This is a genomic window from Paenibacillus terrisolis, assembly GCF_056171975.1.
In genome coordinates, this window is the sequence record NZ_JBKFGG010000002.1 from 75757 (window position 1) to 101390 (window position 25634).

Below are 25634 nucleotides of genomic sequence, written 5' to 3' on the forward strand. Positions count from 1 at the left end.
ATTGCATTGTCTCCGGTTCAGGCTTATTTTACAGCCTTCAGCCTTACGGCCATGCTGCTGAAATCGCCGCGCACCCCATCGACGGACAGCCCCGCCGCCATCAGGCGGTCGCCGCCGTAGACTTCGCCCGTTCCTACCAGTTCGTAGTCCTTGGCGGGATCAAGCCCTTCCAGCTTGACGGAGCGAAGAGGACCGTTCGGCTCGGCAAGCACGCGGAAGTAAAACAGCAGCGCTTCGTTTTGATCCGGGCTAACAAACATCCAAGACGTGTCATTGCCCTCGAACGGGCTCTTCAGCCGGTACATATCCCCCTGCTGAACAAGTCCGCGAATTTCTTTATACAGGGCGATTTGACCCTTCGCCGTCTCTTTCTCTTCCTCCGTAAACCGCGTCAAATCCAGCTCGTAGCCAAAGTTGCCGGACATTGCGACATCCCCGCGGAATTTGAGCGGAGTCGTCCGCTCCACCTGATGGTTAGGCACCGCGGATACATGCGCTCCCATCGTCGAAACCGGGTAAACGATACTTGTACCGTACTGGATTTTCAGCCGTTCCACCGCGTCGGTATCGTCGCTTGTCCAGGTCTGCGGCATATAATACAGCATTCCCGGGTCGAAACGTCCGCCGCCGCCGGAGCAGCTTTCGAACAGAATATGCGGGAACTCGCTTGTCAAACGTTCCAGCAGCTCATACAAGCCCAGCATATAACGATGGGCGGTTTCCGACTGCTGCTCGGCAGGCAGAAGCGCCGAACCGATTTCGGTCATGTTCCGGTTCATGTCCCATTTGACGTAGGATACCGGTACCGACGAGAAAATACCGCTCAGCCGTTCATACAGATACTCGCGTACGTCCGATCTCGACATATCAAGGACAAGCTGGCTGCGGCCTTCAGTGCGGCGACGGCCTTCCACATGCAAGCACCAGTCCGGATGGCTGCGGTACAAGTCGCTGTCCGGTGACACCATTTCCGGCTCAAACCAGAGGCCAAACTGCAAGCCTGTTCCTTCAACCCGCTCGGCCAAATCCTTAAGACCCGCCGGAAGCTTGCGGCGATCCTCGAACCAGTCCCCAAGCGAGCTGTTGTCCGAATCGCGGCGCCCAAACCAGCCGTCATCCAGCACGAACAATTCGATGCCGAGCTCCCCGCCCGCTTTGGCGATAGCTTCGATTTTGTCGGCATTGAAGTTGAAATAAGTCGCTTCCCAGTTGTTGACGAGAATTGGCCGTTCCTTGTCGCGATGTTCGCCCCGGCACAATCTTGTACGGTAGAGCCGGTGGAACGTGCGGGACATCCCGCCAAGCCCTTCGGCGGAATAAACCATGATCGCTTCCGGCGTTTGGAACGTTTCGCCCGGAGCCAGTTTCCAGGAGAAATCGAACGGATTGATCCCGAGCGAAACGCGGGTAGTTCCGAACTGCTCCACTTCCGCCTCCGCAATAAAGCTTCCGCTATAAATCAAACTGAAACCGTACACCTCGCCCTGCCGTTCCGTAGCATCCGGACGAAGCAGCGCCAGAAATGGATTCAGCTGATGCGAGCTTGAGCCTCTCCGGCTGCCGATTCCGGTGACGCCCGGAGCCAAACGTCTGCGCTGAACATGGCGTTCTCTCGCCCAGGCCCCCGACAAATAAAGCGCGTCATAAGCGTCGTCCGCAAAATCGATCGAAGCGCTAAGCGCCCGTTCCAATTGTACCGGCTCGCCGCTTTCGTTGATGATCTTGGCCGATCTGGCAATCGCGTCAAAATCGGCAAATACGGTATAGCTGAGCAGAACCGTCAGCCCGGACACCGCGTCATGCAGCTCCAGTTCCAGCGTTTCGGCTTCTGTGTCCTGCTGGGCGTATACGGCTGGAAGCCCTTCCAATTCCGGTTTTCCGGAGAAAATCCGATGGGAACGATATACGAGTTCGGTAGCGCGTGTTCCGTTCGCGAGCCGCACTTGATAGGCCGGACTCCGAAAATCGCTGGTTCCGTATTGCGGATATTCCTGCGGCAGCGAATCCAGCGAAATCGACCAGTCTTCCTTTACCGGATTGGGGCTGAAGGAAGAACGCTCCTGAAGCTTCAGCATTCCGGCAAGATTTCCGTCGTGACGGAGTTTGGCGCCGAAATACACGTGTGCGGCATAGCCGCGGACAAGTCGTATGATATAGCTGGTATGACGGGATTGCAGATGAAAAAGCCCATTTGCTTCATCGAAAATAATCGGCATGTTGTGATCCTCCTGAAAGGTTCTAATCTGTCTTTTTGTGAATGTTTCTTCTCCCATTCTACTATGATAACCGGGAGGAGTAACGGCAATAAAGTGATCTTCTACATGGATTTTTGTGCCTTCCATGCGATTTCATGCCGAGTCCTGCTAATTTTTTCATAGAAGAGCATCGAGTCCTTTTGAACCATACGCTTGACGACATGAATGAAAAACCAAAGGTCCATCAGAAGCACGACGACTCCCAGCATCAACCTAGACAAACCGTCAATAGGATCGGGGGTGAAAACCACCAGACGGTTCAGACCAAGCAGTACCCAGTATAAGATTCCGTAGCGAACGATCAGCGCGGGAAGTCCGATTTTCTCTTTTCTTGACATTCCCGACAAAAGCCGGCTCTTGGATCCCTCCGGCCCGATGCCTGTCAACCTGATGCGAACCAGCCATTTGCCGAAGCTGCACCCGCCCGTAATAAACGGAACCAGCATAAAATAGAAGCCCGTCGTAACAAAGTAGCTCCCCGGCACCCGCATCCGGTAACAAACGATCATAATCGCCATCCAGATCACGAAATCGAACATCCAAGCCAGCCCGCGGCGGGTGTAAGAGACCCTTTGGGTTGACGGATCCACTCCATGGTCAAGCCGCTCAATCCGGGGCAGCAGACCGGACAGCCACTCGGCAGTCAGAAAACCGATCATCCCGCCTAGTGTATTCGTCATGAGGTCATCGATGTCAAATATCCGGTAGGCATGCTCGAATAGGCCATAAATCCCTGTAATTTGTGTCATCTCAAAGAAAAGAGACAGCAAAAACGACAGGATCAGCGTGCGAACCGGCCCAAAGCGAAAATAATAGCGAATCAGCATGCCGAACGGAACGGTTAAGATGATGTTAAACAAAACCTGCAAAAATGCGCGTTCTTGGAGCAGATGCCAGTAAGTCGAAGGCTCCCCTTTGACGACAGCCGTTTCTTTTAAAAAATCCTGAATGAAGTTGAAAGGAATCATCTGAACCGCTCCTCCCGGGAGAGGCGGATTGCTTCGGCTCGAAGGCAGAGGCAGCATAACCAGAAATACGGCGTTCATCAGATAAAGCAAAAACAGATAAAGCACCAAAGCCCTGACTTTATTGATATAGCCGTGCCGGCGGTATTGGACGACGAGAAAAGGCATCGTGAACAGTAAGGCCGCGACAGGAAAAGCCATAAACGCGTAGGAAATCGGAAACAGGTACGTTTCAATCAAAAAAATACACCCTCTATCTATAATCTGAACCAATCATGCCGCGCATAATCAGCCATGTGAAAATTGGTTTTCATTATCTTATCATAGGACGTATTAAGTCTCGTTTAAGTTTAGTTTAAATATACGCAGCGCTCCGTTTACGCAAAAGAACCGGAAACCGCCCGCGGGCAATTTCCGGTTCTTCTTTCGTTCGGTTTATTATTATGTTTCGGATTTGTTAGGATCTGTCCTCAGAATCTGGCTCACCGATTTCTGCATCCGCTTCCGGAGTTGTCGCCGGAGCCTCCGGCGATTGCAGCCGGTGCTCCCTCAGCCCTTGATCTCCACGGGGTCGAACATCGGCGTTCAGGTTCGAGTCCGTCCACCGCACCGCCCGTTTGGCTCTCGCTCCGGGAAATTTTCGCCGCAGCAGCCATACGATTACCAAGATGATAGCCGCAATCACAAACACCGGCAGGGCTGCCGCCAAGACGACGATCAGCCACTGAAGCAGCGTGGAGAGGACTTCGATACTTCCGGTCAACGCATTTTGAACTCTTTTATACAGTGGAGCGTCTTCATCGTTTTTGACGAGCGCGGCTTCCACCGGCTGATAGATTCGAATCTCGATGGTCGAAAACGCTACGTTGCTGTCAATATAACGCATCCGGCCTTTGATCTGTTCGATCTCCGTCTGAATCCGCTCCAACTCCTTCGAAAAAGCCACCAGATCGCTCGTTTTCGTCGCTTCGTTCACGAACTCAAGATATCTGGCTTCCATCGCCTGCTTCACCTTGAGCCGGGAATCCAGATCGACGTATTCCTCGGAAACGTCCTGTCCCTGAATGCTGCGCTGCATCGACTCGGATTTCAGTTTCTCCAACTGATCGAGGAATGAGGAAAATCCGGAGGCCGGCACCTTGAGGATAAAACTTCCTCCCTGCTCATGCTGTGACTCGCTTTCGTTAAACTCCACGATATAACCGCCGGTTAACGTCACCAGATTGCGGATCTCGGTTTGGGCCTTTCCGTAATCTTTAACTTCCATGGTCACATTGGCGCGGTAAATCAATTTTTTGTTCAATCCGGCGGACGTATCCGAGGCTTGAAATCCCGGAACGGACTGATTTGCGGGCGTAACCGCCGTATCGGAAGTCTTGTCTGGCGCTTGGACGCCGCCGTTACTTGTAGATTGCGCGCTTTTCTCGTTGGTTCCGCCGTCCGCTGCAGGTTTTTCCGCGGCGGTATTGGCAACCGCCGAAGCATTCTCCGAAAAGCTTTGGGAAGTAGCGGCGTTGTTCCTATTGCCCGCATCGCTGCAGGCGCCTAGAAGTAAAGATAATACCGTTCCCACAATTGCTGCCTTCATTCCCCATTTCTTCATTTTGAATGACCCCCTGAATCGACATTTGGAGTTGGCCGTAACCCGTTTTCTCTTTTTTCCGGGTAAAATGTCTTAGCGATCCCTGTAATTCCCGGTTTTTGTGTTTGATTCCAGTTACAAAAGCCGTCTCTTATATATACTAACGCATCCAGGGTTTGGAAAGTTGCTGCTTCCGCTCCCCTATAATATAAGGGAACAAAAGGACGCTATTGGAACGATATCGCTCGTTTAGCGTGAAATAGAGGCCAGAAAGGGCGCTATCTTCCCGAAATACGGGAGAATGGCCGATTTTTGCACCGTTTGGCGGAAAATAAGGCCCATTCATTCCCCTATTGATGCACAGCACGCCGGGATCCGGGAAATAAGATCAGAACGTGCCGCTATTTTATGGTGCAGCGGTTTACTTCTGGTTCGACTCGTCTAATGCTTGTATTTTCGCAGCACGATCACCGCGTTATGTCCCCCAAACCCGAAGGAATTCGACAGACCGATTTCCAGCTCCGCGGTCCGGGCCTGATTAGGCACATAATCAAGGTCGCATTCCGGATCGGGATGCTCCAGGTTGATCGTCGGAGGAATAATCCCCTCGTTTAACGTCTGCACAAGCGCAATCGCCTCCGCTCCTCCCGCCGCCCCGAACATATGGCCGATCATCGATTTATTGGCGGTAACCGGGATTCGGCCCGCCTGCTCGCCGAACATTTTCTTGATCGCTTTGGTTTCCCCGAGGTCTCCGACATAGGTGCTTGTTGCGTGTGCGCTGATGACGTCGACATCCTCCGGTGACAATCCCGCCGATTTTAGCGCTTTACGCATCGCCTGATAGGCCCCTTCACCTTCCGGATGGGAAGCCACAACATGATAGGCATCCGAACTGGCGCCGTATCCTATAACTTCCCCGTAAATCCGCGCTTCTCGGCGAAGCGCATGCTCCAGCGATTCCAGCACGAGAATGCCCGCGCCTTCGCCCATGACGAACCCGTCCCGGTTCGCATCAAACGGACGGCTGGCTTTTTGCGGCTCGTCGTTTCGCTTCGACAGCGCCGTCGCGTTTCCGAAGCTAGCCAGCGCCAAAGGATGCACTGCCGCTTCCGAGCCGCCGGCGATCATGACATCGGCCTCGCCGCTGCGGATCAGCCGGGAGGCTTCGCCGATCGACGTATTCCCGATGGAGCAAGCGGTTACCGGAGACAACGTAGGTCCAAGCGCGCCGAAACGAATGCTGATCTGCGCAGCCGCCATATTGGAGATCATCATCGGAACCAGGCTGGGACTGACTCTGCCCGGCCCGCGCTCTTCGAGCAGCTTCACATTGTCGGCCAGCGTTTCGATCCCTCCGATGCCCGATCCCACATATACCCCAAACCGTTCCCGGTCAAGCCGTTCCGGCTCGATCCCGGCGTCGCCCAGCGCCTGCTCGGCGGCATACAGGGCAAACTGACAAAACCGGTCCATTTTTCTGGCTTCTTTCCGGCCAAACAGCGCCTCGGGATCAAATCCCCGAACCTGTCCGGCAATTTTCGTTCCGAAATTGGTTATATCAAATGCATCAATCGGCGTGATCCCCGATTGGCCCGCTTTCAAACGGCTCCAAAATGTCTCAACATCGTTACCTAACGGGGAAATGATCCCCATTCCGGTGATGACGACTCTTTCCATGCTTATTCCTCCTTCATACTGCCGCCTTTGCAGCAGCCGATGTCCCTAATTGTATCCTTTCTTTATCCTATTACAAGTTTTTAGTTATCCTAGTATAATAGGTAATACAATAAACGCATCGAAAGGTGGCATCCCATGGGTACCGAACCGAGACTCGAGGCCCTGTCCGAGTTTTTGAAAAGCCAACGTTCCAAACTGTCGCCCCAAGCGGCCGGCTTGCCGGTCGGCTCGCGCCGCAGAACTCCCGGTCTAAGACGCGAGGAGGTCGCCCAACTGGCCGGAGTCAGCACAACCTGGTATACCTGGCTGGAGCAGGGCCGCGATATCAAAGTGTCCTCAGCGGTTTTGGACTCCATCGCCGGAGCCTTGAGACTGAACGCCGACGAACGTAAATATCTATTTGATCTCGCGCTCGACAACGGCTTCCACCCCGAGCTTGTCCAAGAGAAAAAAGCCGTGATCACACCGTCCCTAAACAAAATTTTACAGGAACTGAAATACTGCCCGACAATCATTTCGGATCGGCACTGCCATATCGTAGGCTGGAATCCGGCCGCCTGCCAGGTCTTTCTTGATTTTCAGCGGATTCCCGAGGAAGAACGGAACCTCATTTCCCTGCTGTTCGCCAAAAAAGAGCTGCGCAGCCTTGCGGTTAACTGGCAGCATTTTGCCAGAGGGTTCATGGCTATCTTCCGGGCCTACTACGGCCAGTATGTCGCCGATCCATGGTATTCACGGTTTATTGAGCAAATGACGCAAAGCTATCCGGAGTTTCACGAATTGTGGATGCAAAGCGAAGTCAGCGCCGCGCCCGAGGTCATGATCGAATTCCGCCACGCCAGAGGCGGCAAAATGCTGTTTAACCTGACCTCCCTGCAGGTTCAGGGAGATGCCGACCTTCGGTGCAGTATCTATACGCCAATCGAAGGCACCTCTACGGAAACCAAGCTGAGAAAACTGCTGGAGGGATAATGAAACGAGGGGCTCGACAAACGCCAAAAAGCCGCAGGGCTCTGCGGCTTTTATCGCGGTTTTCGCCGCTATTCAAAATTCAAGCGGGACAATGGCGAATACGTGTATGCGTCAGCCTTGGCTTTGCGCATCGCCGACTGCATTTTTTTCGCAATGGACTTGGCTTCTTCGACCCTTGCAGCCGGGGAGGCGATCACTAAATCCGTCAGAGTGGTGATCGAATCGCCAGGTCCGACAGGATCATAAGGGTAGAAGGCAATCTGTTTAAAATTGTCGGCTTCCCATAAATATCCGAAAGTGACGAGCTCTACTTTCCCATCCGCAAAATCGGTATAAGTCAGCAAGGCTGCATTTTTGCCAAACCGCTTGTCAAAGGTAACGTCGGAGCGATCGTAGGATTGCGTAAATTCATATTTGCCGATCGAAACTCGGCCTCTGAAATAAGGCTTGCGGAGAATCGGCCGGTACAAGGTTCCCTGGACGGAGACGGTTGTTTTTTCGAACTGCGAAGCCGCTTCGGCGCGGAATTGAACGGCGGGATCCTCTCGATTGATTTTCTCCGGAAAAGGATAAAACCATAAAAAAGCGGCCGCGAGGATGATTCCCAAAATCGCATAGGGACGGACTTTAGTCAGAACAGCCAAGGTACGCTTGCACCCGCTCGGGTTTAAAACCGGCATTCTTCCGCGAGGATGCTCATCAGGATTACATCGCGGTACTTGCCGTTTTTAAATATTTTCTGGCGGAGCCGGCCCTCTTCCTTGAAGCCGCAGCTTAAGTAACAGCGGTATGCGCGTTCGTTGAAATCGTAAACCTCCAGTTCGAGGCGATTCAAGTTCAGTTCCCGGAACACGAATTTTTTCGTCAGTTCGATCGCTTCCCGCCCGTAACCCTGCCCAAGCAGGTCTTTACGGCCGATGACGATTCCTAAAATCGCGGATCGGTTCAGCCAGTCGATTCTCTGCAAATCAACTTGTCCGATGTAACCCAGCGTATCCTTCTCCGCGATCACAAAACCGCGGCTTTCCGATTTTTTCTCGACCATCATTCGGAGAAATGACTCGCTTTCATGGTAGGTGTGCGGAAACGTAAACAACGTGCTTAAAGCGCCCGTTATTTCGTCATCGTTCGCCCACTGCCTGATGTGAGGCAGGTCTTCCATCCGGTATTCTCTAAGTGTAATGCGGTTCCCATGCAAGTAAGGCATAGCAGTTTCCTTCCTTCCTTCTTTCTTTTTATAGAAGCGATCCCTTGATCCCGATTATGAAAAAGCAAGGAACAAAATCGCAATATACGGAACAACCCATAACAAAGGAATGAGGTTCCAGATTACGGCCGGCTTCCACCGCTGTTTGGCGAAGGAATACCAGCTTAAAATGAGCGCCAGCAGAAGAAAAGCCGGGTAGACCTGAAGGTACCGGAAAAGGATGACGATCCCGATTTGATTGTCCGAGCCGGGCGAATCAAACAGTAAGGCGGAGATGCCTAACACAATCAGCCAGACAAACGTAAACGCCAGATAGGCGATTTGGGTAAGAATCAAAAAAAGCAGCGTTCTTTGCTTGACCATGTTCCTTTTCCTCCTTCACGGATTAGCGGTTAGATCCATTGTACCAGAATGCCGATCAGGTATGCCGCAGGAATAAGAACGGCCTGGGCGAGCAGCGTGCCAAACATCCGGGACACCATCAGCAGCGTATAGATTTTCCCAAGTTTCTGCTTGGTTTCTTCGTGATGTAACGCTCGTTCGGTGATGAGCCCGAGCTGCGGGTCGATGAAGATCGTCAGCAAAATCGTCGCCATCCCGTTAATGATCCCGGAAGCCTGGGAGGCCGTTGTGCTCAGCTCAGGGAGCAGATAAGCGGCATACAGGGAAGCCAGCACGCCCACGGTATAAAAAGCCGTCACCAGAATATTCAGCAAAATAAACCGTTTGGGGATTCCCAAGTATCTGAATTGGCGCCATTTGAAGTTTGGCTTTTTGACATAATGCCGGGCATTTTTAAGTTGTCCGACCGTAACGCTGGTCACCAACTTGGGGATGGAACCCGCCACCTCCAGCTTGGAGATGACCCGGCCAAACAGGTTGACGCAGGTCGGAAACAGCAGAATCGCGCATACTGTCCCGGCAGTGCCTGCCAGCAAGACCATTCTTAACGGTCCCAGCACCTCAAATTCCGGGTGATGTTTTGCATAATCGATGAATTTTGCCGTGAGCGGGGCCTGAATTAAATTGGCCGTTCTGGAGACGAGAACAATGATTCCCGTCAGGGAAAGCGCCACGGCAATTTTGTTCAGTTTCACCCCGGCATAGCGAACCGAATAGGACAACGTCTCCGCCGTATGAATGATCATGGTCAGCACAAATACGACGATCAGATTTGCCGTCAAGAGCTCATCCCCGTTTTCTGGCGACAATAAGCATGTGCTCCGTTGCGTCGCGATATTGCGGCTGTTCGCAGGTTTCAGCGGCAACCTCGATCAAATGATCGTAAACGATCCGGTCCTCACGGTAAAGGCGGGCCACTTGCGGCTCCAGGCCGGCCAAAAAGCTCTCTACCCCGGCGTAAGAAACGATTTCAAATCCGCCTTGCTCCACTTCTTGAAGCGCTTGAGGCGGCGTCGTAAAATAAGCCTTCGTGAATCCTTGATCCTCGTCCAGCTTTTGCTCCTGCAAATATTGGCGCAGCCGGCCGATGTCCCGATATTCATCGGCGAATTCCGTCACTCCGACCTTTAAGGCCCCCCAGGAATTGATATAGGCAAAAATAGCGGTTCCTCCGGGTTTCAACGATCTTAAAGTTTCCCGGATGACGGTTAAGCGGTCCTTCTGCTCATGCACATGATACAACGGACCCATCACCAGCACGGCATCGTATTTTTCCGATTCCAGCACGTGCATATTGAGCGCATTACCGCAAATATACGCTTCGGCGCGAAGACCGAGCTCTCCGATCTTGCTCTCCGCCAGCTTAAGCTCCTCGGAAGAAAGCTCAAACAAGGTAACTTCGTATCCCTTTCGCAGCAATTCGATCGAGTATCTTCCCGGTCCCGAGCCGACATCGCAAATGGCTCCGGATTTCGGCAGGTACTTGTCGATCAGCCTTAAAGTGCTGTTGAATTCCACCTGCCTGTACGGACTGCTTAACCGATCCCATTCCTGCTCCGCGTTGTCATTATAGTAATTCTCCACAACGTTTTCCATCTTCTCCAGCTCCCTCTCCAAGGTATATTTAAAAGTGAAAACATAACCGCGCATCAAGCCTTAGCAACAAAGGTAACGCAGTCGGAAGCCAGCTTGACCGGATGGCCGTTACGGTCGATCTCAAATTCCAGGAATTTAACCTTCCTTTGTTGAATATGCCATCCCCGAAACGACAGCTTGAGGAGTTCAAGCAACTCATCCGGTGCCAGATTCACTTCAAACATCGGCTCCAATAGGGAATCCGAACCGATCAAGGTTTCCGTTATATGGGAATTGATGACAATACAGACGGTTCCGGAGGATTTTGTCCCCTGAGCCATTTCACGGAGCTTCTTTTCAAGCACGGTTTTGGAACGAAGATGCTCCAACGCCGAAACCGCAATAATCAGATCATAGCTTCCCTCGGCGATCGGGAAATGCTCGATACTTTTTCTCTTCCATTCGGATTTGCATGATCCGGTCCATAAGTGGTGTCATCCACCTTTCCCAACAGTCAGCCCTCTATCGTTTTCACGTACTTGGCAAGCAAAGTCCGCTCCCCAAACAGCATTTCTTCATTTTCCTCAGTAAAAATAAAGCCGTTGGTTTCGTAGAACTTGGAGCCGATCTTATTCTCGGGCTCCACCCAGGCGAACACTTCCCGAATCGACGGATCCAGCTTTACAAGCTCATTCAACATGGCCCTGCCGATCCCCTGTCTCTGATGCTCCTGCAGGATATATACCCGGGTCAACTCCGTTTTGCCTTCTTGAACCTCCGATAGCTGGCCGTAACCGATGATTCTCCCGCCGAATTCGGCAACCAAAAATCTGCGGATCGGCCTCACTTCATCCATAAGAATGCTGCGCTCCAAATTGGGGAGGGAATAAACCTGGTTCAAAAAATTCGCGATGTACTCCTCGGAATAGATCGTTTCATAAGTGCTGTTCCACGTCTCTATCGCCACTTCCCGGATGTCTTCCATATCGTCCAGCTTCGCCGGACGGATGACGACCTGATTCATCAGCATGCTCAAGCATCCCTTCTATATGGATTGGACGGATATAAAAAAACACGATCCGGCGGTAGACAATAACTTCTGCAGTCGGATCGTGTGTCGGCTAAATATATTCCACAATTATACAACCAGCCTTTAAGGAAAGTCACCCCCCCAAATGGCAAATGGAAGAGTTAAGAGCGTTTTTTAAGAATATAATCGACGAACCCCTGTCTGATTCTCTCCCCTTCAAAAATTCTTTCAAGCACTCTGTCTTCTTTGTAAAGCAATTCCATATCACCTAACATGGCGTCAGGCTCCTGCGGCCCGTAATAGGAATGGATGACGGGCGCGCCATCCTCCATTTGCTCATACTGATGATTACCCAAATCCGTCTCCATTCCGCAGCGAAAATCGTTGGTTGTCAAAAAATTGACGAACATCAATCCGCCTGGCTTAAGTACGCGCTTAAGTTCCGCAACCGATTGCTCGACTTCCGCCTTGCGCATATGAAATATCGAGTTATAGGAATAGACGAACCCGAAAGATTCATTGTCAAAGGATAACTGTCTCATGTCGCCCTGCCGAATGTGAAGCTGCTGAGCTTTTTTCTCCGCGTATGTATTGGCCAGATTCAACTGCTCCGCGCTGAACTCAATGCCGGCCGTCGTATATCCATGTTCCTGGAACAGGCTCAACGGCGGAGTGTCTCCGCCCGCGCCGCAATCCAGGACCGTTCGTTCCATATCCGTTTCATTGCAGTACATAAGAAACCGGTACAACGGAATATGTTTGAAAATTTCCTTCATATGATCAGCTCCCTGTCGAAGTCTATTTTTTTTGATTATATTCAATCGGCTAGACAGAATCTATCGCCAATTTCATATCCCACGAAGAAATCTCTGGTATGCTTAAGAAAAAGGAGGCAGATCAACATGCAGCAAAAAGAAGACTGGCGCGATCTGGCCGTCCGCCATATCCCGCGGATGCTTATCGACAAGAATGAACCGTTCCGCCCCATTAGGATCGGCGTTTCCGTCTTGAAGGAAACCGGACCGTCCCCTTCGTTTAACCGCACCATTCAAGTAGACGGGGAGAAGGTCGCCATCGTCGTGGAATACGCCATTTATTGGGACTATGATATTGAACATCTTTACGATTTGGAGCATATTTGGGTTTATCTATCGCCGGAAGGAAGCGTGGTGGACTGTGAAGCCAGCTTTCACGGCTGGTATCTCAAAGGCATCGCGCCGGGCAAAATAAATGTCGGCCAGGATGACCGCATTACCCTATACTCACAGCCGGGAAAACATGCATTCTCGCCGATGCCAGAAATTTTTGAGCTGATACCTACTTATCGCGAAGCGGTTGGTATTCATGCCGGGAAGGACGGGGTTCTGGAACCGGACATGCTAAAAGGCACCTACAAGACCGCTCCAGACGCGGATGAGCTTGCCGCTTGGCAGCTGCAAACCTTCCGCTTTGAAATTGCGGGTACATATATGCCCTGTGATTGGGATGACTCGATGTTCGTGACCTGGGAAGAACTGAAGGCCGAAATTCCCGGGCGGATGACCGCTTTGCTGGATTCGATTCGGGAGGCTAAGCGGGCGGGCCTAAAAACGCGCTCTAGTGCCGTAATACTGTAACCATTCCCTAAAGAGCTCCATCTGCTCGATAATGGATGTAGAACAACATCCTTGTGCTAAAAACGATAGAAACGACAAAAGCGCGTTGTTGTTAAAAAGCAGGTCGATTATGGTGGTATCTGACCATAATTGACCTGCTCTTTGTAATGGAAAAGAGTAATTTGGAGTACATGCTTTTTATTCATTCGGCAATTCTTCATAAAATACAAAGAGTGATTTAATTTTAAAATTCAAATCAAATTTATGTTTTTAGTCAACTTTCTTTTCCGCTAGATACTTTATCAATTCTTTCTCTATCGAAGTCTAGTATCCATTTTGCTTTCTACCTATCCATGAGATCCTGCGAATAAGCCAACAATCGAATTACATGAACGCTGTCAACATCGTTTTATTCAGCCTTTCCCATGACTTTTCACCTTTTCGTTGTGTTAGGCAGCGTCTCTGGCCCATTTGCACAGATTGTTGTATCTTGCGGATCACCGATCCAGATGGCGCTCGTGATAACATTGAAGAGATGGTCGGTCCGTGGCGCGAATGAAGGCTGGCCGACAAGCCAGCCGAGCGCCGATATCAGGGCGAACAAGTCGTCCCCATTCATATCGGCGCGCGCCGTTCCCTCGGTCTGAGCTCGGAGCAATAGTCGCTCGCCCGCTGAGTGCACCGCTGCGCATGTAGCGTAAAGCGCAGAGTCCGGGTCCGCGTGGGCGCTCGCCATCAAGGAGACAACGCCGCTATAGCTTTGGACAAAAGCCACTTGTTCGCGAACCCAGGACACGAGCGCTTCGTCAGGTGGTTTCGACGTTTCGAGTTCGCCTGCCTTCTGCGTCAGTGCCTCCAGATTCGTACGCAGCAACGCTTCGAACAAGGCTTCCCGCGTCGGGAAATGACGAAGCAATGTGGCCAACCCAACGTCGGCCCGGCGGGCGATATCTCGCATGGACGCATCGACACCATGCTCGGCGACGACGTCACGCGCAATTGCAAGTAGATGACTGTAATTTTTTCTGGCGTCGGCTCGCATCATGTTTTCACCTGCCTAGTTATAACTTGATTTGTAAAAACCACAAAAGGGTAGTGTAGGAAAAATTGAATCGCACAATTTATCGTTTTCAGCCTCACGCCGGATGCGACCTCTCATTTCTTCCCATCGAAGCGAAATTGAAACATTAGTATTGCTTACGTAACATTATCCCTTAAAAATACCGAAGGCTAGCATGTGATAAACCACAAGCCAGGCTTTTATTATGAATCGAGGGAAGGCCGAATCCCTAAGGACCCAGCCATGATCCAATATCAACTCCAATGTGCTGCATTATTATTATATCAAATTCAATCTTCCTCGTCAGTATCTCCATCATTTCTTCCTTGGTCGTCATAGCCTTTCAACTTTTGTCCAATTACATCATTTCGCACCGAATTCTTTGATTTCACACCATCGGGCCAGCCGCAAGTGCGACGGTGCAGGCCACGACCGAAGCTTCATAGTCTCGGCGTTCAAACCGTCCATGCGCGAGCTCCGCAGCGCCTTCTCCTTCGCACAGCGGCAAACGCTGGCGAAGGAGGCGAGGGCCGAGCGCCTTAGCCCGACCCTCACGCCCGACTAGGTGCGCAATCAGGAGTGCCTAGCCGTCAGCTCCCCTAGCTGGAAGACGTCAGAAAGACCCACAAGCGCGCACACGCCAGATGATTGGCAAGCGTCTGTCTACCGGCGTCGCCCTCGCTTCATTCAAACTGTGGCTGCCCTTTGTCCACGAGGCAGGATCGCATCGAAATGTGCGATCACGATTCATCAGTCGGGCTTGACCAAATCCTTAAAGATCAGTTGACCCCAGCTATTTCCGCGCGCCTGCACAAGCAGTCCGCCTTCCGAAAGCCCGCCAAGTTTGATCGGCGCGAAACCGAGATTTTCCGCAAGCGCAGCAATCTCCGCTGCTGCGCCGTCATCGTCGCTCGCCAGGAACACGACTCTCCTGCCACCATGAACGGCCGGATCTTGGTCAAGGACGGCAGCCACCAAATGGTTGAAGCCCTTGACCAATCGTCCACCAGTGAAGGCCTGCGCGACGAACTTGGAAGAAGGCTGTCCGCCCAGTTCCTCAGGGGGCACACCGTAGGCATTGGTCACATCGACGATGGTCTTCCCCTGCCAGGTGGGGAGCGCCTTCGCGACATCCGGGTGCGACTCGAAACGGACAGCTAAAAAGATGATGTCCGCCTTGACGGCGTCCGCCAATTTTTTGGGAATGATCTCTGGTCCGATCGCGGCCGCAGCGGATGCAAAGCTTTCTGGGTCGCGAGTGGTTGCAACGGATACTTCGATGCCGCTTCGGGCAAACGCGTTAGCAAGAGCCTGGCCGATCTTGCCGAAGCCAATAATTGCGTAGCTCATATATTCTTCTCCTTCGGTTTACCACGCCCTACGGGCTCCGAGTATCGAATGGAGTGACCGGCCGGGCGTAGCGTGTCAAATTTGCGCTAGACCGCCGTCGACGGCGACCTCGCTGGCGGTCATGAAGCTGCTGTCCGATGATGCGAGAAAGGCGGCCACAGCCCCAATCTCCGCCGGATCTGCCATGCGCTGGAGCGGAGTCATCGAGGCGAAGACTTTTTGGCCCTCCTCGCCTAGCGATTCCTTCGCGAGCTCGGTTGCCGTCGCTCCGGGCGACAGCACGTTTACCCGGATGCCGGTGCCCTTCAGGTCCTCCGCCCAGGTTCGCGCGAGGTTGCGCACTGCCGCCTTACTCGCGCTGTAGGCGCTCATTGCCGGGGCGCCCGTGGTGCCAGCGCTCGATCCCGTTAGGATGATCGAACCGCCCTGGCCCATCAGCGGTAGCGCCTTCTGGACCGTGAGGATCGAACCCTTCACATTGGTGTCGAAGATTTCGTCAATGTGTTCAGCAGTGATCTCGCCGAGCGGAAGCTGGCTTCCCGCCCCGGCATTGGCGAAGACGATGTCGAGAGTTCCGCGCTCGGACTTCACCGCCGCGTAGAGTCGGTCGAGGTCGGCCAGATCGGAAACCGAACCCTTCACCGCGCGGGCATTGGGCCCAAGGTCGGCCACAGCGGCGTCGAGCGCTTCCTGCCTGCGGCCGAAGATAAAGACTAGGGCGCCCTCCTCGATGAAGCGCTTTGCTGCGGCGCGGCCGATGCCGGTAGCGCCCCCCGTGATGACTGCAACCTTACCTTCAAGCTTTCCCATGAATTTTCACCCTTTCGTTGTTTGGACAGCATCTCTGGCCGATTTGCACAGATTGCTGTATCTTATGGATTTCACTGATCCAGTTACCAATTATCAAAAACGGATCAGTGAACCAATTATAACGGATCACTGATCCGATTGTCAAGACACCATGCGAGCCAATGCCAGAAAAAATTACAGTCATCTATTTGCAGTCGCGCGTGACGTCGTCGCCGAACATGGTGTCGATGCGTCCATGCGAAATATCGACGATGAGAATGACCGCGACTTTTCAACCCAACGGGCCAACGACACCGCCAAGCTGGAAAGAGCTGAACCGCCTAAAATCCAATATGAAAAGCCACCTTCGATTTTAATTTCAAAGGTGGCTTTTCATGCCGATTTGTTACTGCTTTCCATGTTTTTATGTTTATCTAGTAAAAAACAGAATACCGATTGCCCTCCACATACGTATACCGGTTCAAACTCAGCGGATTGTCGAGGCTGCCTTCATACGGATCCTTCGATACGAATCTTCCCGCGTTCGGGTCGTACCAGCGGGCACGCAGGTATTGCAAGTCCGTCGTGTTGTCCCAATATTCGCCGGAATAGCGGAACACGTTCGGAACCATTTCAAATTATGAGAATAACTTTTTCCGTCATTTAAAGTATCTACTTCAAATTCAATAGTATGGTTATACAAGTCAACTATGTTTTTTTATTGTTCCTGACCATAATTGGTTTAAACTTTCTTGTAATTGATTCAATCTTATACCCTCCTTATTTACCTCCGGTTTTTAAATAATTATTTATAATTTGATCCACTAGTTCAAGATAATTATATTAATCACAAGAGCACTTGGAGTTTTAATCCGGTTACATATCACTTTGAAAACTCACTTATCACGAAGTAAGGATTCAATCGACATTGGACATCTCTAATAAAAAAGAAACCTTGAAAGGTATGAAACCAATCAAGGTCGATTTTATACAACTAAATTTTCAGCTACGGTGACTGTAAGTAGCTTCCTGGGGTAATAGAATATTTTTCTGATTAACCTTACTACGATAACACTTTAAATAACTGCATAAAGCTAACTAACACTGTTTGGTCAGCACTATATTTAAACTTTACACTATGCTCTTCATGGCTTCCTCCAATTAAGCCGTAAATAAAAATATGACCTAATTTATCCATTTCAATCATAATATATGCGTCTGAATCAAAATCTTTTATTTCACAATGTACCTCCTTCAAAAAAGAAAGCCCTAAAGAATTTGACTTTAGGGTAATAGACTCATGCTATTTAGATTGAGGGTACAATTCCATATATGTTTCGTACCAATCAGGGCGTTGCGCTTTAATAAGAGAAATAACTTCTGCTAAAGCAACGCCTTTTAGATGAGTTAGCTTGTCATAGTTTATCTGTTGCATTGCTATCCATATTTGACCTATAGACTCACCACAGCTTGCCGCAATCATCTCGTCACAGTTACTTTCATTAGACACTTTTATTAAAATATCTACTGTATCATCGTCTTGGAAATTATTTCCCAAATCAATTACAGCGTCATCTTTTTCTGCATCTGATGCCGATGGGTCTGCTAGTATCTCCAACAGTTTGTTCTTTTTCATCATTATCACTTCCCTAATGGAATATGCGTTCCAACATTCTTGCCACCCGTTTGCCCTGTAAATGGATTAATGTAAGTTCCTGTATCATTTAATCGGGCATCGAAGCGAGGTTGGTTGCTTCCTGTTTCCAGTCCTTCCCTTGTACTTGCCTCAGGTTTAATCTTCAATCTCCAACTAAACGTTCCATTTGCATTCTTTACCCCCCATTGCTCAACGCCTCCTGAACTATTTTGTTGTACCCATCCTTTTGATTTTGCCTAAGCTCTCAAGTTAGCGGTGTTCTTGGAAATGCTACCCGTATCTTTGACTAAACCCTTAGCAGCACTATAAGAACCAGAAACAGAGCCATACAAGCTAAATGCTCCCAGAGCGGCTGTGTCCCCCTTAAACCACAAGCTCGCATTATCAAAAGACATCTGGTCCATTTCGGCAACGGTTAGTTTGGATAAATCTTTGCCCTTCTTCCGTAATGAATCCAACTTGAATATAAGATACGAATTACTTCCTAATGCCCCCTCGTCCAATCGCTCCTAGGGCTTAGTACTATAATATCAGACAAGATAATATTGCTGCGCCTGGTAATAACCTTTGGTCGTTCGATCAAACTTCCATCCTCCTTTATATTTTCCGATGACTTGGCCCAATGTTAGCCTGGTTCGTGAGGGTTCATTCGTCACTGGCTAGCTCCACCATAGAAAAACCTTGAAAGGCACGAAGCCCATCAAGGTTAGTCGAGTCTAAATCAATTCAAAAAATATCCCAATCTCTTGTTCATTATTGGAATTTACTTCATCTCTCACCGTAAGTAATATACTTCTTTCTCTTTGATTCATAAAACTAACATATTTCTCCAAGCCTTTGAGAAATGTCTGGATGTCCTCTTTTAAAACTTCGTAGTATGTGTTGTCCAATTTCTCAATTACTGACAAGTCAATCTCATCTACACTGGTTTTCCCTGTCTCCTCCAATAAAAATTGTTCTCTTGATTGCAAAGAATCAACTACTCTAATAGAAAGAGTATAGTCATACAACTCAAGTATCTGTTCTCCGAAAAAATAATATGGTGTAACTACTATTTCTGAGATAGTACCAATGTTATCTACTATTTTCGATAGTGATTTTAAACATTCTAACGAAAAATATGTTTTCCCTCCATACTCGTGAATTATTCCGTTCTCATTCCTGCTTAATTCTTCTAAACATAATGACAAAAATTCCACTCACTGCACCTCCATTACTTTGGAATATATGGGTTTTTGACTGATGAGTCCGGTTTCCAATTCGGATTATTCCTGTCACTTACTTGGATTACTTTCCCTGTACCATCATCCACAATTACATGTGAGCCATCTTTGTTGTAGTGAACTGTAGTTGAATTTCCTGTGGTTCTATTTGTCCCCTGTCTAATTGTATAAGAATTATTCATAGTGTCTCAATTGAAAGACCTTGAAGATAGTCCTTCAAGGTCGAATCAAGCTTTTCATTTGAAATTCCCGCTCGGATCCGCATACTTCAGCGGAGTAATCTATTTTTAACGAGGTAAAAATACGCAGAGATCATCCCCTGCTGTTCCATCTTCCCTTTCAATATCTACTATTTGACAGAGAACAAATACTTTGTGCATAAATGAGGTGTCATCAGAAATTGATGCTTCATCGAATCACTATCTAGTAATCTCTATTACCTATTCTATTTTGAATTGCTGTTTCCATTTGATTTTTAGTCACTATAAGCAAATTAGAAGTATCAAATGTATTCTTTCTTTCATAGCGCAAATAGTGAAGGTATCTAACAAAGCGTACAAATGATCTTAGTTTCTCTTGAGACCATGGCATAATCACGGGCCTCTCCTTTAGTAGGGCTCACTCAGCTGTGAAATCTCGTGACAGCGCCACGTACTGCTCATTCGTAAATTCGTCCCAATGCATTGTCCTCATAAAGCTTGCGCTGAATGGTTTGTAGTTCGCTTTCCCACTTGGTCAGTTTGTCACGCTCTTTGATTTGTTTTTATGTTGGCAATAAATTCCAGCTATCCGGTAGATGTAAAGATGTGGAACTACTCCATTTAACTTGTATTGCTGATAAACTCTTGACCAAACTAATTGATGTTAAAGGCCGATCTGACTTGAAATCGGCCTTTTGAACGAGATAGATTTTTACTTTTCAAAACTTAATACATCATCCATTACTTCCCCGTCAAGAGTCTGAAGATAATGATATTGTGCCACTAGTACCCCATTACTTATGACATTTAACGTTGTCTGCACATATTCAAGCGGTTTATCAAATCTATAATTAATTATTAGTGATACCTTCTCCTTTTCTAATCTGTAATTTGATATATCCCATGAATTGAATGAATCAAAAAACTCAGCGGGATCTTCCAATTTCCAAGTATTAACGTACTGCCAAAAACCAGTCTCAGCTTTTTCAAAAACTTTTTCTTTCAACTCAAAATCTTTTAAAGCTCTTGTATCTATCATTGTTACCTCCCTTTATTAATGCAATGCCTTACCAAAATAATCAAAAATGTAATTACCAGTTTCGTCTTTGTAGCCATATACTCTGTAATCCCCAAATTGCTTATTTTTTACTTTTATTTCAACAGAGTAATACTTACCATTTTTAGAAAACCCGGTTATCTGTTTCAATCCATTGGCCCCTTCTTTGCTAACAAAACCCTTGGTTGCCGATTTTGTAAATGCTTCCAAAGCCTTTTTGCCATTAGTCTTACCCCAATGTTTTATTATTGCTTCTGTAGCCTCTGTTGTAATAGAATAAGCTATTTTTATCTCTCCGGGACCAACAATAAACCCCATAGCATTAAGTATTGGATCATCTAGCAACCCAATTTCTTTAGCATTTCCGTACATCAATTCGTTATACATGTCCCGGCTATACGATCCCGTAGCTCTTGTTCTGGAAGGTTTACCTGAATAGTAATCAACATATGAAGTCCTATTGACTCTATCTTCATACTTAAGTCTAATTAAATTGGCATTATCATGTGCTGCTTGCATAAGATAAACATTGTTTTGCAATTGTCCAAATTTAAATAATTGTTGATATCCTTTCAAACTAGCCCTATCAGAATCAGAATAATAAATCCCAATCTCAGTATACATATTCCCGCTCGGATCCGTATACCTCAGCGGATTGCCCTCCACATACATATACCGGTTCAAACTCAGCGGATTGTCGAGGTTGCCCTCATACGGATCCTTCGATACGAATCTTCCCGCGTTCGGGTCGTACCAGCGGGCACGCAGGTATTGCAAGTCCGTCGTGTTGTCCCAATATTCGCCGGAATAGCGGAACACGTTCGGAACCGTTTCTTGTTCCGTTTCCGGGTTGCCCCAGATGTCGTAGGTGTAGGTGTTGAGCTGGTTGCCCTGACTGTCGGTCAGGCCAACAACGTCACCATGTCCGTTAAGCTCGTAATACTGCACCTCGCCCGTTTTCTGATCCACGCGGGACCACAGGCGTCCGTTCAGGTCGTAGATGTAGGTATACGTTACGGTTGGTGTGCCTCCGCTGACACTTGCTTCCGCGATCAGTTTGGCTTCCTCATCATAATAATACCGGGTCCGGCTCGTTCCTTCCACCCGTTCGTACAGCAGGCCATCGCCGTTATAAATATAGCTGACCTCTTTGCCGCTTTCGGTTTTGACCTTCGTCAGCCGGTTTAAACTGTCAAAGGTAAAGTCCGCGTTCGTTAAGCCTCGTAGCTTCCGGCCTTCCACGTTCTGCAGGTTGCCGCGCGCGTCGTAGGTATATTTCTTGCTGCCTCCCTGGCCGCTTTCCTGCTGAATGCGGTTGAGCGGATCGTATGTGAACGCGTCGGCGGCACCGTTTTGCGTGCGGGTGACGATATTTTTGTTCGGATCATACTGATACGTAAACGTATGTCCGGCGGCAGCGTTCAGCTTGGCAAGTCCGGAGGATGCCTCGGCCTCAGCCTCGGCCCCGTCAGCCCCGAGCCCGGCGCTCTCTTCCGCACTGACGGAGTTCAAACCTTCCGTTGCTGTTTCCTCGTCATCGGAACCTTCGATTGCCTGCATCGATGCCGCTCTTTTCGCATTGGCCGCGGCTCCGGCATCCACCGTTACTCCCGTCAGATCATAACCTTCATAGCTGTAGGCTGTGCCCGGTCCTTTACCGGATACCCCTTGCTCCAGCAAGCCGTTGGCCTTGTAATCAAAGGTAATCCGGTCGATCGCCGCGAGTGCGGTTGGCGCGGCCGCCAAAGATGCTCTGGCTCCGGGCGCGCTGCCCCGCACCACATCCAAAGCGCTGACGCGGTTCATTTCATTCACCGTGTAGCTTGCGCCCGCGGCTTTGCCGGAGGCATCCGTCAACGTATACCCCGTACGCATTTGCTTGTTGTACGTATATTCGATGCGCGTTCCGTCCGGATAACGGATCCCGGATAACGATCCGTCCGTCGGATCGTAGGCATACGTGGTGCTGCCCGTAGCATCGGTCATGCCCGTACGGCGTCCCATCGTATCATAAGTGTACTGGATCTGCTCCCCCGGAGCCAGAATCTTCGTGAGCAGGTTGTCGCTGTTGTACTGATATTGCGTAAATTGACTCGCATGATCCAGCGATTGGGTCAGGTTCCCGCGGGAATCGTAATAGAACGCCTCCACCAAATGTTCCTCATTCATTTGACGAGTCAGGCTCCCGGCTTCGTTGTACTCTTTTTCCACATAAGTGCCATCCGGGTATTCGGTTTTGACCAAATCGCCCGCCAGGCTGTACGAATATTTGGTCACGCGCTGCTCCGGATCGGTGATGGCCACCGGACGGCCCAAAGCGTCATATTGATAGAAGGTCTGCTGACCCTTGCCGTCGGATGCGGAGACCGTATTTCCCGCCAGATCGTAAACGGTTTGCTCCAGAGCCGCAAAAGCCCCGTCTTTCCATTCCTCCACCGCCAGCGTATTTCCGAGCAAATCCAATCTTTCCCGCAGCTTCACCCCAGCCGGATCCGTGTAGGTCACGGTGCGGTTGACCATATCATACCCGGTTTCGTCCAGGGTGCCGTCGGCATAAAGAGTTTTCAGCAAGCGGCCGAAGCCGTCATACGAGAATTTCGTGATGTTTTGCTCTGCGTCGATTTGCTGTGCCAAATTCCCGGCCTCGTCGTAGACATATTCAAAAATGGCGTCGTCCACCACTTCTTTGACCAAAAGACCCAGCGGATCGTATTTCTCCAGGGTCGTGATGCTTTCCGGCCCGACCGCGGTGACGGTGTTATGGTCATCGTCATATTGAACCGACGTTTTGCTCTGGTCGCTGTACAAGGTTTGGATCGTTCGTCCAAGCGCATCGTACGTATACGTGGTGATGGCTCCCGCTCCATCTTTCGCCGTGAAAAGCTCGCCCGCCGCCGTATAGGAAAAGTTCTGCTGCGACTCTGCGGAGGTTCCGTCAACGGAATGGATAATCATCGATTGCTTGGTGAGCAAATGCTTGCCATAAGGAGAAGCATAGGTATAGCTGACCGTATTCGTCCGCTTATCGTCCTTCACGTTCACCGCGGACGGATTGCCGTAAGCGTCATACGTCCAGTCGGTTTGCGCCAGCAGCTTGCCGCTTGCGCTGTTCTCTCTTGCCGCAGATTGCGATACGCTTCCTTGGGCATTGTACGCGTAACGCTCGATCCGTTTCTGCCCTTCGCTGATTTTGGTCTGCACCTGTTCAGGCAAAGACCAGAAATACGGGGCTGAAGATACGGCATATGAGTAAACCATTTCCTGACCCGTGCTCCAATTCTCCGACAGCTTCTGACCCTGTTCATTGTAGCTGTAAGTTGCCGACAGGGGCTGCGATTCGGTTCCTCCCTGCGAATAGGATTCCGTAACCCGGATCGGCACGTTGCGGCCTGTCGCCTCGTCATAACCGAATTGCCGCTTGAACCCGGCGATCGCTTCTTCACTTAGCTGCTCATCCAGATACACAGTATCCGGACGGCCCTCGCCTTGAAAAGCCTTCCGAAACTTCAACGTATCCGTGAAGCGGGATTCCTCAACGGTTGCGGTCCACGAAGCGGCTTGCCCGAAGCTGTTCAGGTCTTCACCCGAATAACTGAACTCCGCAGGCTGCAGGACAACGTCTCCAAGCGGTGTCGAGTAGACATTTTTGCGCTCGGCAACCTTAAAGACAAAGTCGGAAGCGTAATCGCCGATTTGTTTACGGGCCGGAACGTAATCAAATTCCGCCGTCCCCGAGGCGGGATAGATAATCCGCTGCAGCAGCGCGGAATGCTTCAGCGGTTGCAATCCCTCCTGATCTTTCAACGACGCCAGGAAATTGTACCGGGACACCGGATAGTCATAAAAATATTTGGTGCTCCGCCCCGCCGCGTCTTTGACCTCGTTTAAAACCGGTTGATTGTCATTGACTGCGGTGTCATATTCCATCTTGTGGTTCGTGCCCGTCTGGGCGACTGTGATCCGGCCCCCCGCGTATGCAAATATCAGCTCATTGCCGTCGCTGTTTTTGATTCGGGACAGCAGGGTCGCGTTATTTTGAGCGTCCACGGTATAGTACAATTCAACCCGGTTGCCGTAGTTATCGGTAATGAGAATAAGATCGCCGGATGCGCTGAAATAGTATTGATATCCGTTCAGCACCGACAGCTTCGTCTTGCTGGCCGTTCCGCCGACGGTCCTGGTCGCATCCGCGGTCAGCACAAGATCGTTCCAAAGATAACCTTGCAGCTTCAAATCCCCGGAGAGCTTGTACCGCCCAATACCGGGAAAGTCCAAAATCCGCATATCTTCCCTTTCCTCGATAAAAGGAAGCTCCCATCTCCAGCCTCGGCCCAGGGCGGAGTCCTTCTCCTCCCTGCGGACTCCCGTCTGATTCACATACGCTCCATTCTCCAAAGCGACGCCGATGTCCTCGCTTGCCCGCGCACTGTCGTAAATACGGGCCAAGGTGAAGGGAAGAACTCCCGGCAAGGTGAGATCGGCAATACGAAGCTTCACGTCCCCGGTAGCCAGGTCAACGGAATCTTCACCATAGCTCGTCTCGTACAGAGAGGATTCATCCTGCAGAGAGAGCTGCCCGATGGCCGCCTGATCATAGTCGGCAGCCGCAGCCGATATGCTCAAACCACTGTCCCTCGCTTCAAGCTGCTGTTCCTTCGCCGGATTGAGCGGCGCCGAGGCCTGATCAATCCGCCGTACCGGCTTGTACGGGGAGATAGCCGCTTCATAGCCGTCTTTCCCACCCAGCAGCGCTTGATAAATCCGAAAAAGCGTGTACCCTTCGGACAACTGCTCTTCCATCCATGTCTCGCTCACGTCAAATTGGCTCATGATACCGGAAACGGTTAGAAATTGATCCGAACCCGAAGCTGCGGACAACACGGAAGCTCCGGTCCCATTCTCTGTTTTCCCGCTATCCGCGCCGGCTCCGAAAGACACGCTTTCCAACAGGCCCGTACTGACCAGGGATAGGCTTAATACCAAACCGATCACTTTCTTGAACATTTCTATCACCCCGAAAGTTTTAATGGTTAAT

At 50.1% G+C, this 25634-nt stretch carries 21 protein-coding genes and 2 pseudogenes; 2 read left to right on the plus strand and 21 right to left on the minus strand.

All coding sequences use genetic code 11. The features are described from left to right. Positions 1–23: 23 nt before the first annotated feature. The 4 genes from ACI48K_RS03000 to fabF form a co-directional block, all read right to left on the minus strand. Positions 24–2216, minus strand: coding sequence for an alpha-galactosidase (locus ACI48K_RS03000; RefSeq protein WP_475026119.1), 2193 nt, complete (start codon positions 2214–2216; stop codon positions 24–26). A 101-nt stretch (positions 2217–2317) separates the two neighbouring features. Further along, the gene (locus tag ACI48K_RS03005; protein ID WP_475026120.1) at positions 2318–3460 is read right to left on the minus strand and encodes a VanZ family protein; all 1143 of its coding nucleotides are present in this window, start codon (positions 3458–3460) and stop codon (positions 2318–2320) included. A gap of 217 nt (positions 3461–3677) precedes the next feature. Continuing rightward, positions 3678–4823, minus strand: coding sequence for a DUF4349 domain-containing protein (locus ACI48K_RS03010; protein ID WP_475026121.1), 1146 nt, complete (start codon positions 4821–4823; stop codon positions 3678–3680). A 420-nt stretch (positions 4824–5243) separates the two neighbouring features. Beyond that, positions 5244–6482, minus strand: coding sequence for a beta-ketoacyl-ACP synthase II (gene fabF / locus ACI48K_RS03015; RefSeq protein ID WP_475026122.1), 1239 nt, complete (start codon positions 6480–6482; stop codon positions 5244–5246). A 135-nt stretch (positions 6483–6617) separates the two neighbouring features. On the opposite strand from fabF, the gene ACI48K_RS03020 reads away from it, so the two are divergent. Beyond that, entirely contained in the window at positions 6618–7454 is an 837-nt protein-coding gene (locus ACI48K_RS03020; RefSeq protein WP_475026123.1) for a helix-turn-helix transcriptional regulator, read from the plus strand. A gap of 68 nt (positions 7455–7522) precedes the next feature. On the opposite strand, the gene ACI48K_RS03025 is transcribed toward ACI48K_RS03020, so the two are convergent. From ACI48K_RS03025 to ACI48K_RS03060, 8 genes and pseudogenes are all read right to left on the minus strand, one after another. Then, positions 7523–8098 carry a hypothetical protein gene (locus tag ACI48K_RS03025; RefSeq protein ID WP_475026124.1) on the minus strand — a complete coding sequence of 192 codons (576 nt, stop codon included), beginning with the start codon at positions 8096–8098 and terminating at the stop codon, positions 7523–7525. Positions 8099–8121: 23 nt separating this feature from the next. Further along, positions 8122–8661 (minus strand): GNAT family N-acetyltransferase, encoded by a 540-nt coding sequence (locus tag ACI48K_RS03030; RefSeq protein WP_475026125.1) that lies wholly within the window; start codon positions 8659–8661, stop codon positions 8122–8124. Between the two features lie 54 nt (positions 8662–8715). Continuing rightward, positions 8716–9024 (minus strand): hypothetical protein, encoded by a 309-nt coding sequence (locus tag ACI48K_RS03035; protein ID WP_475026126.1) that lies wholly within the window; start codon positions 9022–9024, stop codon positions 8716–8718. Positions 9025–9053: 29 nt separating this feature from the next. Beyond that, positions 9054–9845, minus strand: a complete 792-nt coding sequence (locus ACI48K_RS03040) for a lipid II flippase Amj family protein (RefSeq protein WP_475026189.1) — start codon at positions 9843–9845, stop codon at positions 9054–9056. Between the two features lie 4 nt (positions 9846–9849). Next, on the minus strand, positions 9850–10659 hold the full coding sequence (locus ACI48K_RS03045) for a class I SAM-dependent methyltransferase (RefSeq protein ID WP_475026127.1): 810 nt from the start codon (positions 10657–10659) through the stop codon (positions 9850–9852). A gap of 53 nt (positions 10660–10712) precedes the next feature. Beyond that, positions 10713–11090 (minus strand): annotated as a pseudogene (locus ACI48K_RS03050) (methyltransferase domain-containing protein); the annotation flags it as partial. A gap of 62 nt (positions 11091–11152) precedes the next feature. Further along, positions 11153–11668 (minus strand): N-acetyltransferase family protein, encoded by a 516-nt coding sequence (locus ACI48K_RS03055; protein WP_475026128.1) that lies wholly within the window; start codon positions 11666–11668, stop codon positions 11153–11155. 161 nt (positions 11669–11829) lie between these two features. Next, the gene (locus tag ACI48K_RS03060; protein ID WP_475026129.1) at positions 11830–12444 is read right to left on the minus strand and encodes a class I SAM-dependent methyltransferase; all 615 of its coding nucleotides are present in this window, start codon (positions 12442–12444) and stop codon (positions 11830–11832) included. 126 nt (positions 12445–12570) lie between these two features. Between ACI48K_RS03060 and ACI48K_RS03065 the strand changes: the two genes are divergently transcribed. Then, positions 12571–13284, plus strand: coding sequence for a hypothetical protein (locus ACI48K_RS03065; protein WP_475026130.1), 714 nt, complete (start codon positions 12571–12573; stop codon positions 13282–13284). Positions 13285–13696: 412 nt separating this feature from the next. Here the strand turns inward: ACI48K_RS03065 and ACI48K_RS03070 are convergent, their stop codons facing one another. The 9 genes and pseudogenes from ACI48K_RS03070 to ACI48K_RS03110 all read right to left on the minus strand — a co-directional run bounded on the left by ACI48K_RS03070 (position 13697) and on the right by ACI48K_RS03110 (position 25603). Beyond that, a complete protein-coding gene (locus ACI48K_RS03070) occupies positions 13697–14308 on the minus strand; it encodes a TetR/AcrR family transcriptional regulator (RefSeq protein WP_475026131.1) in 612 nt (203 codons plus the stop codon). A gap of 765 nt (positions 14309–15073) precedes the next feature. Then, on the minus strand, positions 15074–15673 hold the full coding sequence (locus tag ACI48K_RS03075; RefSeq protein WP_475026132.1) for an NADPH-dependent F420 reductase: 600 nt from the start codon (positions 15671–15673) through the stop codon (positions 15074–15076). Positions 15674–15748: 75 nt separating this feature from the next. Then, the gene (locus tag ACI48K_RS03080) at positions 15749–16483 is read right to left on the minus strand and encodes an SDR family NAD(P)-dependent oxidoreductase (protein WP_475026133.1); all 735 of its coding nucleotides are present in this window, start codon (positions 16481–16483) and stop codon (positions 15749–15751) included. A gap of 434 nt (positions 16484–16917) precedes the next feature. After that, a pseudogene (locus ACI48K_RS03085) lies at positions 16918–17097 on the minus strand (RHS repeat-associated core domain-containing protein); the annotation flags it as partial. Positions 17098–17765: 668 nt separating this feature from the next. After that, entirely contained in the window at positions 17766–18101 is a 336-nt protein-coding gene (locus tag ACI48K_RS03090) for a hypothetical protein (RefSeq protein WP_475026134.1), read from the minus strand. A 734-nt stretch (positions 18102–18835) separates the two neighbouring features. Continuing rightward, the gene (locus ACI48K_RS03095; protein WP_475026135.1) at positions 18836–19318 is read right to left on the minus strand and encodes a hypothetical protein; all 483 of its coding nucleotides are present in this window, start codon (positions 19316–19318) and stop codon (positions 18836–18838) included. Between the two features lie 14 nt (positions 19319–19332). Continuing rightward, a complete protein-coding gene (locus ACI48K_RS03100; protein WP_475026136.1) occupies positions 19333–19524 on the minus strand; it encodes a colicin E5-related ribonuclease in 192 nt (63 codons plus the stop codon). A gap of 730 nt (positions 19525–20254) precedes the next feature. Continuing rightward, positions 20255–20581, minus strand: a complete 327-nt coding sequence (locus ACI48K_RS03105) for a hypothetical protein (protein ID WP_475026137.1) — start codon at positions 20579–20581, stop codon at positions 20255–20257. Positions 20582–20596: 15 nt separating this feature from the next. Next, positions 20597–25603: an RHS repeat-associated core domain-containing protein gene (locus ACI48K_RS03110; RefSeq protein ID WP_475026138.1), complete on the minus strand. Its 5007-nt coding sequence runs from the start codon at positions 25601–25603 to the stop codon at positions 20597–20599. Positions 25604–25634: the final 31 nt, after the last annotated feature.

Excerpts from the sequence above, each read along its gene's own strand:
- ACI48K_RS03000 (WP_475026119.1), bottom strand. The coding sequence starts at position 2,216 with ATGCCGATTATTTTCGATGAAGCAAATGGGCTTTTTCATCTGCAATCC.
- ACI48K_RS03010 (WP_475026121.1), bottom strand. The coding sequence starts at position 4,823 with ATGAAGAAATGGGGAATGAAGGCAGCAATTGTGGGAACGGTATTATCT.
- fabF (WP_475026122.1), bottom strand. The coding sequence starts at position 6,482 with ATGGAAAGAGTCGTCATCACCGGAATGGGGATCATTTCCCCGTTAGGT.
- ACI48K_RS03020 (WP_475026123.1), top strand. The coding sequence starts at position 6,618 with ATGGGTACCGAACCGAGACTCGAGGCCCTGTCCGAGTTTTTGAAAAGC.
- ACI48K_RS03030 (WP_475026125.1), bottom strand. The coding sequence starts at position 8,661 with ATGCCTTACTTGCATGGGAACCGCATTACACTTAGAGAATACCGGATG.
- ACI48K_RS03035 (WP_475026126.1), bottom strand. The coding sequence starts at position 9,024 with ATGGTCAAGCAAAGAACGCTGCTTTTTTTGATTCTTACCCAAATCGCC.
- ACI48K_RS03045 (WP_475026127.1), bottom strand. The coding sequence starts at position 10,659 with ATGGAAAACGTTGTGGAGAATTACTATAATGACAACGCGGAGCAGGAA.
- ACI48K_RS03055 (WP_475026128.1), bottom strand. The coding sequence starts at position 11,668 with ATGCTGATGAATCAGGTCGTCATCCGTCCGGCGAAGCTGGACGATATG.
- ACI48K_RS03060 (WP_475026129.1), bottom strand. The coding sequence starts at position 12,444 with ATGAAGGAAATTTTCAAACATATTCCGTTGTACCGGTTTCTTATGTAC.
- ACI48K_RS03065 (WP_475026130.1), top strand. The coding sequence starts at position 12,571 with ATGCAGCAAAAAGAAGACTGGCGCGATCTGGCCGTCCGCCATATCCCG.
- ACI48K_RS03070 (WP_475026131.1), bottom strand. The coding sequence starts at position 14,308 with ATGATGCGAGCCGACGCCAGAAAAAATTACAGTCATCTACTTGCAATT.
- ACI48K_RS03075 (WP_475026132.1), bottom strand. The coding sequence starts at position 15,673 with ATGAGCTACGCAATTATTGGCTTCGGCAAGATCGGCCAGGCTCTTGCT.
- ACI48K_RS03080 (WP_475026133.1), bottom strand. The coding sequence starts at position 16,483 with ATGGGAAAGCTTGAAGGTAAGGTTGCAGTCATCACGGGGGGCGCTACC.
- ACI48K_RS03090 (WP_475026134.1), bottom strand. The coding sequence starts at position 18,101 with ATGATGAAAAAGAACAAACTGTTGGAGATACTAGCAGACCCATCGGCA.
- ACI48K_RS03100 (WP_475026136.1), bottom strand. The coding sequence starts at position 19,524 with ATGAATAATTCTTATACAATTAGACAGGGGACAAATAGAACCACAGGA.
- ACI48K_RS03105 (WP_475026137.1), bottom strand. The coding sequence starts at position 20,581 with ATGATAGATACAAGAGCTTTAAAAGATTTTGAGTTGAAAGAAAAAGTT.
- ACI48K_RS03110 (WP_475026138.1), bottom strand. The coding sequence starts at position 25,603 with ATGTTCAAGAAAGTGATCGGTTTGGTATTAAGCCTATCCCTGGTCAGT.